The sequence below is a fragment of the Gemmatimonadota bacterium genome, assembly GCA_026706345.1.
GTDB lineage: Bacteria > JAAXHH01 > JAAXHH01 > JAAXHH01 > JAAXHH01 > JAAXHH01.
The window spans coordinates 4913-15632 of the sequence record JAPOYX010000127.1 but is presented as its reverse complement, the minus strand read 5'-3'; the positions used below and the strand labels follow the sequence as shown (position 1 = coordinate 15632).

Sequence of the window (10720 nt, the reverse complement as noted above, 5' to 3'; positions counted from 1 at the left end):
TGATTGGTACTTTTTTATTACAGCTTGGACTCATAAGCTAAAGTACATCATGTTATTACAGTAACCAAGATGACTAAGAATGACTAATGACCTCAAGCAGTGTGTTCGAACTTCGGCAGACGTCACGGTACCCGACTCGGATCGCGGCCTCGCGTTCGGCAAACTGGTGGTTTATTTTCAGGACATGGCCTTCGGTTACGCGCTGAGCCTCCTGGGCGAACGCCACCTGGCGGAGGATGCCACGCAGGAAGGCTTCGTCGCCGCCTGGCAGAACATCAAGGCGCTGCGCGAACCGGATTCGTTTCCGGCCTGGCTGCGGCGCATCGTGCAATGGCAATGCTACCGGTACCGGAGAAGCCAGCAACACCTGCTTGTGCCCCTGGAGGACGATATTCAGTCGGCCGTGGAAAGTCCCCTCGACCAGGTCTCGCGCGAAGACATGAGCGGCAAGATCCGCGAGGCGGTAGAGGCGCTGCCGGAGACGCTGCGAGAAGTAACGCTGCTGAGGTATATCGGAGACTATTCCCCGTCTGAAATCGCGGGGTTCATGGGCTTGAAGGCGGGCACGGTACGCAAGCGGCTCTACGAAGCACGCAACAAGTTGAAACCCCGCCTGCTCCGCGTCCTTTCTCAAGATCTGAACCACTACGCGCCTTCGACAGACGATACATTCGGAGACCGTGTTATGAAATGGATTCGACCCGATTTTAAGAACGAGCAAGGTCATTTCATGGATGGCGAGCCGAACAGGGTATGGGATATGCTGCTGGCCGCGGCGGAAGGAGACCTGGCCCGAATCAGGCGCCTGTTGAAGGCGGACCCCGGCCTGGCCAACTGCAACTGGGCGTATTACCAGCCGCTGCACTTCGCCGTCAGGGAGGGACACACCGAGGTGGTTCGCGTGTTGCTCGGCCACGATGCCGATCCCGCGACGGCATCGGGACTGGACTACCACGTAACTCCACTCGAACGGGCGAGGGATCGCGGATACGACGAGATCGCGGGGCTTCTGGCGGAGGCCATCGCCGCCAGGTACAACGCGCCTCCCGTGGGCGAGGACGCCTGTGACGTGATTCGCCGGGGCGACCAAGCGGAAGCCCGCGCGTTTTTCGATAGTTCCCCCGATCTGGTGAACGCCGGCGATGAACGCGGCAACCGTCCGCTGCACGTGGCGGTGGAAGAATACAACCTGGAAATGACGGCACTGCTCCTGGACAAGGGCGCCGAACCGGATCCCGTCAGGTGGGACGGGTGCAAACCCCTGCACCTGGCCGTGTTTCGCGCACGCAAGACCCGGGGGCGCCTGAACCCGTTGCTGACCGGGTACCTGATCGCGAGGGGAGCAGAATACAGCATGACGGTCGCATGCGCCCTGGGGGACGAACGGCGCGTGCGCGAACTCCTGGCCCGGGACCGCAACCTGGCCGGCGACCAGGATTCCTGCGGGTTCTCACCGCTGTTCAGCGCGGCGGGACAGGGGTACACCGACATCGTGCAGCTTCTGCTCGACCACGGCGCCGATCCCAACACCCCGGAGCACAACGCGCCCCGCGGACACGCGTTGTACGAGGCCGTGGCCGGCAATCACCTGGAAACGGCGAAACTCCTGCTCGATCACGGCGCCGATCCCAATGCCCCGGTGGAATCCAGCGGCGTTCCCCTTTCACAGGCCCTGGGCCAGGGGAAGAATGAAGAGATGATCAACCTGCTGTACCAGCACGGTGCGACGGCTGATATCAGCATGTACGTGCTGCTGGACGACATCCCTGTCGTCGGCGAACTGCTCGGGGCGGATCCAGGTCTGGCCAACTACGGCGGCGACTACGGTGTGCTCTGCATGGCGGCCGGGTTCGCCCGCAAGGAAATCATCGAAATGTTGATCCGAGCGGGCGCCGAACTGAACCGCCCTTGGTACGCCAACAACTACATGGGCTACGCCTTCCGGCGGCGCAAGGGATGGAAGCTGGACGGGCGCGCCCTGCGTCCCCACGACGATATCCTCGAAATGCTGAACCTGTTCTTTGACCACGGCGCCGACCCCAACAACGCGAACTGGCACGGCGTGACCTACCTGCACAAGCTGGCCGCGATCGGAGACGTGGAGAAATCCGCCCTGTTACTGGACCGGGGTGCTGCCATCGAGGCCGTCGATGACGAGTGGTGTTCCACGCCACTGGGATGGGCGGCGCGCTGGGGACACATGGATCTGGCCGCCTTCCTGCTGGAGCGGGGAGCGAATCCCTGGGGCGGCGGTGCGGAATGGGCGACCCCCCTGGCACGGGCGGAGAAGGCAGGGCATAACGATATCGCCGAGATGTTGAAATAGTACCGGGCGCCCACTACCCCCCGGCCACCGAGCCCACGATCCGGTAGGGCTCCTCACCCCGTGCGATGGAGCCGGGCACCGGCGCGTCGGGCGAGTCGAGGGAGAGGTCCTTTCCGCAGCCGAAAAACCGCACAAGGGGCCGACGGGCGCCGGTCCCGTAGTCCCGAACGGTACCGCCTAGTTGGGGGTAGCGCGCTTCGAGGGCGTCCAGGATCTTTCGCTGCGTCACGATCCCGCCCTCGACCTGCAGGATGACTTCCTTGTCCCGGCATCCCGCCAGATTCCGCAGGTGATAGGGCAATACGACGCGGATCATGAGAGCGTCTGGACTTCGACGGACATCACCGGCGGTAGATTCTGCACGATGGCTGTCCAGTGGTCACCTCCGTCCGGGGACACGTAAACTGTTCCTCCCGAGGTGCCGAAGTATATTCCGCAGTCGTCGAGCGTATCCACGGCCATGGCATCCCGCAGGACGTTGACGTAGCAGTCTTTCTGCGGCAGTCCGGAGGACAGCGGTTCCCATTCGTTTCCGCCGGTCCGACTCCGATAGACCCGCAGGTGGCCTTCGTCCGGGTAATGCTCGGAATCACCCTTCATCGGAACGACGTAGATCGTTTCGGGTTCATGGGCGTGAACACCGATCGGAAATCCGAAATCGCTGGGCAGGTCGCCGCTCACATTGGTCCAGGAATCCCCCCCGTTGTCGCTGCGCATGATGTTCCTGTGACTCTGCATGAACAGCGAATCCGGACGGGATGGATGCATGGCGAGGCGATGGACGCAGTGACCCACCTCCGCCTCGGGCTCGGGCATGTAATCGGAATGCAGGCCCTTGTTGATCGGCTGCCAGGATCCGCCGCCGTCCAGGGACCGAAATGCTCCTGCCACGGAAATCGCGACAATCAACCGATTCGGGTCGCCCTGATCCAGGATGATGGTGTGCAGGCACAGGCCGCCCGCACCGGGATGCCATCCCTCGCTCGATGGATGGTTTCTGAGAGCGGCAAGTTCATGCCAGGACTGGCCCCCGTCCGTGGAACGGAAAAGCGCCGCGTCCTCGACCCCGGCGAACACGGTTTCCGGATCGGAAAGCGAAGGCTCGACGTGCCAGACCCGCTTGAATTCCCAGGGACGCGGGGTGTCGTCGAAATCAAGATGGGTGCCCACTTCTCCCTCGAAAGTGAATTCGTTACTCACCGGGTTCCAGCTCTTGCCACCGTCGTCCGAACGCTGCAGCAACTGCCCGAACCAGCCGGTGCCCTGGGAAGCGTACAGGCGGTCCGGATTAACCCTGGATCCGTTGATGTGGTAAATCTCCCAGCCGCCGAAATGCGGGCCGTCGATATGCCAGTCTTCACGCGCGCCATCCGAAGAAAGGATGAACGCGCCTTTCCGGGTACCCACCAGCACCCTGACCCTCTCCATGTCCGCTCCTTTTAAGTCTGTGCCATAACTCATGAATCCGTAAAGCATGATGATCAGAATCGAATAATGTAGATAATTAAAATGTAGACACAGGACGAAAGCCTGTCAACATCCCGACCACCGATAAGTGTATACCAGGTCTCGCCAAAGGCATGTACCAGGCCCTGGTCGAAAAGCGTAAACCGGCCTGGCCAAAATCAGTGGCGTTTCACGTCATCAGGCTGTACTTTAACGCCTGTTTTTCGGTACTTTGTAACCAGCGCGTTCCCGTTTCCCCGATACATCGTACCCGGCGCTAAAACAAGGGTCGATCTATGAACGTCGGCGCATATTTCGAAGCTATACGGGACGGTGACCTGGTCGAGGTTATCCGTTGTCTGGATGCCTGGCCCTGGCTCGTCGACATCGTGAATCCCGAGCGCGGCATAAACGAGCGCCAGCCGCTCCACTGCGCCGCGGGGCACGGCAGGCTGGACATCGTGAAGGAACTCGTGGCGCGGGACGCCGAAGTCTATCCCTATGCACCGTACCACTATCCCCCGGTGATCGTGGCGCATTGGAAGAAGCAGGAGGAGGTAAAGCGCTACTTCCTGGAAGATATCCCGGGCCGGGCGGCGGGCACAAACGGGCTTGGCGTGGGGATCGTCATGGCGGCTCGTTGCGGCTGGGTGGATATCGTGGAGGAGCATACGAAGCGGGATGCGCTGGCCGTCTTTCAGAGGGGGCCGATTTTTGAAACGGCCCTGCACTGGGCATCCCACAACGGATCCGTCGAGGTGGTCGAAGTACTGCTGGCAGCCGGTGCGGCGGTGGACGCGGACGAAACCGGCCTGTACGGCGGGAAGCCCTTGCACTGGGCTTCTGAGCATCAGCCGGAATCGGTGCGCGTGCTGCTCGACCACGGCGCCGACGTCAATTCACGAAACACACTGGCCGGAGAATTCCAAGGTCGGACGCCCCTGATCATGAACGCTTCGCAGGACGACGACTGTCACGAAGTGACTGAATTGCTTGTCGAAGCCGGCGCCGACATCCACGTCGTGGACGGTTCCGGGAAAACCGCGCTGGATCACGCGGAGGCAGGAGGCAGGACACGCATTGCAGAGGTACTCAGAAGATCCGGCGCGTGAGCCGGGATCTTCTCCGGTGCGTGAGCCGGGGTTCTCTCCAGCGCGTGAACCGGAATCTTCGTAGCGTCCGTGGAGCAAAATCCAGATTGTTTCAAGTATTGCAAAACTGATGCATCCGAAGGAGGAGTATAGTGAGAATCGAGATGACGGGAATCTTTGTTAACGATCCCAATGAGGCGCACAACTTTTATACGGCCGTACTTGGTTTTGATGAAGTAATGTATGTACCCGAGGCCAATCTCGCCATTGTCGCCTCCCCCGAGGAACCCGCCGGCACAACCCTCCTGCTCGAACCCAAGGGAACCGAGTTCGCTCGGGTTTATCATAAGGAACTCTATGAATCGGGGATGCCGTGCATCGTATTTTCCGTGGACGACATCGCCGCCGAATACGAACGGCTGAAAAAACTGGGCGTCCGGTTCAGCGTGGACCCGACGAAACAGGACTTCGGCATCCAGGCCATTTTCGACGATACCTGCGGGAACCATATCGCGCTCGTGGAACTGAATGAAGAAAACAAGAGGTAACCTGGTCCGCCGTGCAACACAACAAAACCGTTAGATCACGAAAAGGGAGAATTTATGAACTGGACCGATTTACTTACCCGTGAAATCAAATACACATACCACGCAACCGAGGGATTGATGGACCTCGTCGAGGAGGAAGATCTCGCGTGGAAGCCATCGTCCGGAGACAACTGGATGACTACCGGCCAGTTGCTTTATCATGTGGCCGAAGCCTGCGGTATGTCGATGAAAGTGTTCGTGACCGGGGACTGGGGAATGCCCGAGGGCGTCAGCATGGACGGCACGGGCCCGGGCGATATGTTGCCTCCGGCTGAATCGATGCCCACCGTCACATCGGTGGCGGAAGCAAAGGACCTGCTCGCGGCGGACAAGGAACTGGCATTCGAAATGCTCAGTCTGGCCGGCGAGGAAAGAATGCAGAACGAACCCGCCCCTGCGCCCTGGGACCCTACCGATCTTACCCTGGGCCAGCGCATGATGGAGATGGTACAGCATCTCGCTCAGCACAAGGGGCAGCTTTTCTACTACCTGAAACTCCAGGGCAAGCCGGTCAATACCATGAGCCTGTGGGGCGGACAGCCCGCCGAGGGTCGCGATCAGGAAGGGTAGGATAAGCAGTTCGGACGACAGGATGTGTCAGCGGCCGGGCAGGTAGCGTCCTCGATGGGTTGGCGCGCGCGCATTCTCGTCGGACTGGAAGTATCTCACGCTGGCCGCCGATCGATCCGCTTCGTCAGGCACCCTGGCGACTGGCGCACTAGCAAGTCCCGCCATGTTCAAACACTACTTCATCATCGCGGTCCGGAATCTCACCAGGTACAAGAGCTATGCGCTGAACAACATCCTGGGACTGACCATCGGATTCGCCTGCGCCATATCGATACTCCTCTACGTTCAGAACGAGTTGAGTTACGACCGCTATCATGAAAAAGCGGACCGGATCTACCGAATCGTCGAAGGAAGCGACGTCAAGACGCAGCCCCTGCTCGGTCCGGCGCTGAAGGAAGAATTCCCGGAAGTCGAACGCTTTCTGCGCATTCAGGGTACCGCCGGCATTTGGCTCATGGCCTACGAGGACAGGGTATTCTATGAAACCGACGTGGCCTGGGCCGACGAGACCCTTTGCGATCTGTTCTCGTTTCCGCTGCTGAGGGGTAACCCCGAAACCGCCCTGAAAGATCCTTTCTCCGTGGTCATTTCCCAATCGACCGCTCAGAAAATGTTCGGGGACGAAGACCCCATGGGGAAAGTCATCGTCGCGGACCATGGTTTCGCCGATCTGCGCGTCACCGGCGTAATGGCGGACATGCCGGACAACTCCCATTTCAAAATGGATTACTTCGTCTCCCTGTCTACGAGTCCACTCGTAGGCAATCCGAGGGCGCTGATCCGCTGGAGTGTGCGGTATTTCTACACCTATCTACTGCTGACCGAAGGTCACCCGGGAGCGCTGCTCGAGGACAAGCTCCCCGCGTTCGTGGACAAGCATATGGGTGGTTTCCTGGAGTCTACAGGAGGTAGCTTCGAACCGTATTTACAGCGGCTTACCGACATCCACCTGCATTCTCACCTGGAAAACGAGTTGGGCGTCAACGGAGACAGCACCTACGTCGCCATCCTGCTGGTCGTCGCGGGATTCGTCATCGTGTTGACCAGCGTGAATTTCACCAACCTTTCGACCGCGCGCGCGATGGTGCGCGTCAGGGAAGTGGGGTTTCGCAAAGTGGCCGGCGCGCAAAAATGGGAGCTGATCCAGCAGTCCATCGGCGAAACGATGCTGCAGGCCTTTTGCGCCTCTATTTTGGCGGTGATCATCGTATGGCTGGTCCTTCCCACGTTCAACGACCTGTCCGGCAAACAGCTTTCGCTGGTGATGCTGGATGATCCCGCCTATTTCATTGCGTGGCTCGGGCTGACCGTACTGGTGGGGCTGCTTGCCGGTCTCTATCCCGCGGTATTCGTATCGGCCATAAAACCGACCGGCATGCTGACTGGAAACCAGCCGGTTCATCGCCGGCAGGACTACATGCGAAAGGGTTTGGTCACGGTACAGTGCACGATTTCAGTCGCCCTGATCGTCGGCACCCTGGTGCTGCACCAGCAGCTGGGTTTCTTGCGAAACGTCAAACTGGGTTTCGAGAAAGAGCAGGTAATAGTCATCCCCAGCGGCATTCGCGACATTGAAGAAAGCTTTCCCGTCTTGAAACAGGCGCTGCTGCAACATCCCGGCGTGCTGAACGTGACGGATGCCAGCTCGATGCCCGGCGTCGCCGGCAGCCAGGGGTTTATACATTCGATGACCGCGGAAGTCTTTGAAGGTGTCGGTGCACATCGGATCGACCTTGGATATATCGAAACCGGGTCGGATTTCGTCGAGACGCTGGGTATCGAGTTGCTTGCCGGCCGCAGCTTCCATACGGGCGAACAATCAAATTCGGATTTGGGGAAAGTGATTATAAATGAGACGGCAACCAGGGCACTGGGATGGGTCACACCGGAAGAGGCGATAGGCAGGCAGGTCATGCTAAATAACGAGTACAAAGTGGATGTGGTTGGTGTTATGAAAGACTTTCACGTCAAATCACTACATCAATCGATCCGGCCCCTGGCACTACTCCATTATACTTACGGAACCACGTTTTTAGCGGCGAAGCTGAGCCCTGATAATCTGGAAAACACGTTAGACAACATCCGGGAAACCTGGGCATCGATTCTCCCTTCGTTCCCGTTGCGGTATTCCTTCATGTCGGATGATTTCGACCGGTTGTATCAAGCCGATCGCCACTTCGGCCAGGTGTGCGGAATCTTCACCAGTATCGCCGCGTTCATTGCCCTTCAGGGCCTGGTCGGCCTGGCCTCATTCGGCGTCGGACAGCGCATCAGGGAAATCAGCATCCGTAAGGTCCTGGGCGCCTCGGTTTCCCAGGTCCTCGTCCTGCTGTCCAGGGAGTTCGTCGTGCTGATCGTCATCGCCAACGCCATCGGGTGGATTCTGGCGTACTACGGACTGAGTTTCTGGCTGCAGCAATTTGCCTATCGAGTCGATATCAGCGCCGACACCTTTGCGATGGTGGGCGTCCTGAGCCTTGTGGTGGTGATGGCCGTGCTCGGTTACCACGTCATCAGGACGGCCACGTCGAACCTGGCGGACGTACTGCGGAGTGGGTGATGGTGAAGGTAGTCTGACATATGAACATAACCTTTCTCGGAACCGCGGCCGCGCCGTCGATGCCGATCCCCTTCTGCGTCTGCGAGGTCTGTTCGAAAGCCAGAAGGGTCGGCGGCAAGAACCTCCGGCGTAGATCGTCGCTGGTGATTAACGATGATCTGCTGGTGGACATCGGTCCTGACATGGCCACCGCGTCGTTCGAACACGGTCTCTCTCTTGCCCGGATAGCTATCTGCCTTCAGACGCACCCCCACGCAGACCATCTGGACCTGGAGTTTATCTTCTCCCGTCACGCCGATTACGGAACTGAGGTCTCGGGCGATTTGCTGCTCGCAGGTTCTGATGGGACACTGCAAGCCATTGACGCGCTGGTGCGTCAACAGAGTGCGTACGGGACCGTTTTCGAATCGGCAACACAGTCCGCGCTGAAGTTGAAACTTCTATCCCTCACGCCCTTTCAAGCTTCCGCTGCTGGGGACTACCGAATCATAGGATATCCCGCCAACCACGGCAATGATCAGGGATTTCTGCTTTATTCAATTGTGCGGGGAAACCATGCCGTGTTCTATGGTACGGACACATCGGTGCTCTCCGAAGAGGTCTGGGAACACCTTCAGCTTAATCGCATCAGGTATGACGTGGTCATTCTCGATCACACCTACGGAATCGGTTTCGAGTCCAGGCCCGCAGACCATCTGGCTTCGAAGGACGTCGCTGCCCACGCTAATCGTTTCCGCGAATGCGGATTGCTCAAAGACACCGGCGTGGTTTACGCGACGCACCTTTCCCATGAAGGGAACCTGGAGCACGACGAGCTGGATGAATACGCCATGGAACACGGTTACCGGGTGGCTTATGACGGGTTGCGGTTGCGGCTGCGTCTGGATAACTGAGTACCGTGCATCTGCGATGTACGCATAACAGCCCCGATTACATTCGTTACTTCTGGTGCTAAAGCCGATTTGGAGCGCAAATGGGTATGGTATTCGAGTTGCCAGGCCCCGAATGGCTAAGCCGCCAGTATGATATCTCCTGGGACGGGAGGTACTGCGACATGAGCGGCAACTTCGCCCGCGTGGCCAGGATCGAATCGGAGGATGACGGCAGATCGCTCGTCCTCCGAGCCTCCGACCCCGGGCGAATATCCATCGACCGCCTGAAAAAGGTACACCGGTACCAGGCCCATGTGAATGCACAGGGCGTGCGGACGGTTCTGCCGTTGAAGAACCTGGAAGGAGACACCGTTTCCACGACGGAACAGGGCATGACCCTGGAGGTCTTTCCGTTTATCGAAGGGAGATCGCCCCAGAGAGGCATTCCCTCGGACATCCGCCGGGTCGGTAGCGAACTGGGCAGGCTGCACAGTGCCGGAACCGGATTATCGGAACTGTACGGCGAGGAAAGCCTGTTTCAAAACCATCTCGCCATCAACCAGTTGCTGGAAGAAGTCCGGGAGAAACGGGCGTCAACCAGGGGTAGGATCTTTCACGAACAGCTCCTCGAGTACGTGGAGGAGACCGAACGCTGGGTCGAAGCAATCGAAAGCAGGCGCGGCGGCCTGGTCGAAACGGGACTTCACATGGACACCGGTCCGCAGAATATGATCATCGACTGCGAAGATGAACTCTGGTTCATTGACTGTGCTCATATGGTGAAAGGAAGGCGCGTATTAGAGGTATGCGTCACCCTGTACTACCTCGACCCCAGTTCCGATAAACAGTTAGGTGAACCGGCCAGGTATCGCCTTTCGGTGGAAAGTGTGGAAGCCGCCTTTCTGGACGGGTACACGGAAAACTGCGAACCTCCGTGGAGCGAGGAGGAATCGGAGGCACTCGATATCGAGCGCATGCTCATGTTCATTCATGGTGTTGCCTACTGGACGGAACGATGGGGTGAAGAGACCGTTCTTGAAGAGTACGGGCGGTGGAAAGCGTACTTTGCCAACCTGAGAACAAATCTTCGAAATATCGCGTAAGGCCGGCGCACTCGGTACACCTCCTGAAACGCGGAGAAAGCCATCACTTACGTAATAAGCACAGGTCGTCCAGAACTGGTCTCGATGGGGCCTCCGTTGCTGGAAGCTCTGCTAGTTCGCGATCATGAACTGGCAGAAAAAATCGGCGGCTTTAGCGTCCCGGAG

Annotated in this window: 9 protein-coding genes; 7 read left to right on the top strand and 2 right to left on the bottom strand. The window is 58.8% G+C overall.

Annotation, left to right across the window (positions count from 1 at the left end):
* Positions 1-79 precede the first annotated feature (79 nt).
* Entirely contained in the window at positions 80-2326 is a 2247-nt protein-coding gene (locus OXG98_08300) for a sigma-70 family RNA polymerase sigma factor (protein ID MCY3772006.1), read from the top strand.
* 13 nt (positions 2327-2339) lie between these two features.
* Here OXG98_08300 and OXG98_08295 read toward each other — a convergent pair whose 3' ends face one another.
* Both OXG98_08295 and OXG98_08290 read right to left on the bottom strand, forming a co-directional pair.
* Complete coding sequence (locus OXG98_08295; GenBank protein ID MCY3772005.1) at positions 2340-2642, bottom strand: MoaD/ThiS family protein; 303 nt, start codon at positions 2640-2642, stop codon at positions 2340-2342.
* Positions 2639-3754, bottom strand: coding sequence for an exo-alpha-sialidase (locus tag OXG98_08290; GenBank protein MCY3772004.1), 1116 nt, complete (start codon positions 3752-3754; stop codon positions 2639-2641). Before OXG98_08290 ends, OXG98_08295 begins: the two co-directional genes overlap by 4 nt.
* Before the next feature lie 314 nt (positions 3755-4068).
* Between OXG98_08290 and OXG98_08285 the strand changes: the two genes are divergently transcribed.
* The 6 genes from OXG98_08285 (at position 4069) to OXG98_08260 (ending at position 10555) form a co-directional block, all read left to right on the top strand.
* Positions 4069-4884: an ankyrin repeat domain-containing protein gene (locus tag OXG98_08285; protein ID MCY3772003.1), complete on the top strand. Its 816-nt coding sequence runs from the start codon at positions 4069-4071 to the stop codon at positions 4882-4884.
* A 131-nt stretch (positions 4885-5015) separates the two neighbouring features.
* The gene (locus OXG98_08280; protein ID MCY3772002.1) at positions 5016-5411 is read left to right on the top strand and encodes a VOC family protein; all 396 of its coding nucleotides are present in this window, start codon (positions 5016-5018) and stop codon (positions 5409-5411) included.
* Positions 5412-5465: 54 nt separating this feature from the next.
* A complete protein-coding gene (locus OXG98_08275) occupies positions 5466-6020 on the top strand; it encodes a DinB family protein (protein ID MCY3772001.1) in 555 nt (184 codons plus the stop codon).
* Between the two features lie 163 nt (positions 6021-6183).
* Complete coding sequence (locus OXG98_08270) at positions 6184-8580, top strand: ABC transporter permease (protein ID MCY3772000.1); 2397 nt, start codon at positions 6184-6186, stop codon at positions 8578-8580.
* Positions 8581-8600: 20 nt separating this feature from the next.
* Positions 8601-9473, top strand: a complete 873-nt coding sequence (locus OXG98_08265; protein MCY3771999.1) for an MBL fold metallo-hydrolase — start codon at positions 8601-8603, stop codon at positions 9471-9473.
* Positions 9474-9634: 161 nt separating this feature from the next.
* A complete protein-coding gene (locus OXG98_08260) occupies positions 9635-10555 on the top strand; it encodes a phosphotransferase (GenBank protein ID MCY3771998.1) in 921 nt (306 codons plus the stop codon).
* The last annotated feature ends 165 nt before the right edge of the window (positions 10556-10720 follow it).

What these genes read in the sequence shown, in the direction of transcription:
- OXG98_08300 (MCY3772006.1), top strand. Translation starts at nt 80, where the DNA reads ATGACTAATGACCTCAAGCAGTGTGTTCGAACTTCGGCAGACGTCACG.
- OXG98_08275 (MCY3772001.1), top strand. Translation starts at nt 5,466, where the DNA reads ATGAACTGGACCGATTTACTTACCCGTGAAATCAAATACACATACCAC.
- OXG98_08260 (MCY3771998.1), top strand. Translation starts at nt 9,635, where the DNA reads ATGAGCGGCAACTTCGCCCGCGTGGCCAGGATCGAATCGGAGGATGAC.
- OXG98_08270 (MCY3772000.1), top strand. Translation starts at nt 6,184, where the DNA reads ATGTTCAAACACTACTTCATCATCGCGGTCCGGAATCTCACCAGGTAC.
- OXG98_08265 (MCY3771999.1), top strand. Translation starts at nt 8,601, where the DNA reads ATGAACATAACCTTTCTCGGAACCGCGGCCGCGCCGTCGATGCCGATC.
- OXG98_08290 (MCY3772004.1), bottom strand. Translation starts at nt 3,754, where the DNA reads ATGGAGAGGGTCAGGGTGCTGGTGGGTACCCGGAAAGGCGCGTTCATC.
- OXG98_08285 (MCY3772003.1), top strand. Translation starts at nt 4,069, where the DNA reads ATGAACGTCGGCGCATATTTCGAAGCTATACGGGACGGTGACCTGGTC.
- OXG98_08295 (MCY3772005.1), bottom strand. Translation starts at nt 2,642, where the DNA reads ATGATCCGCGTCGTATTGCCCTATCACCTGCGGAATCTGGCGGGATGC.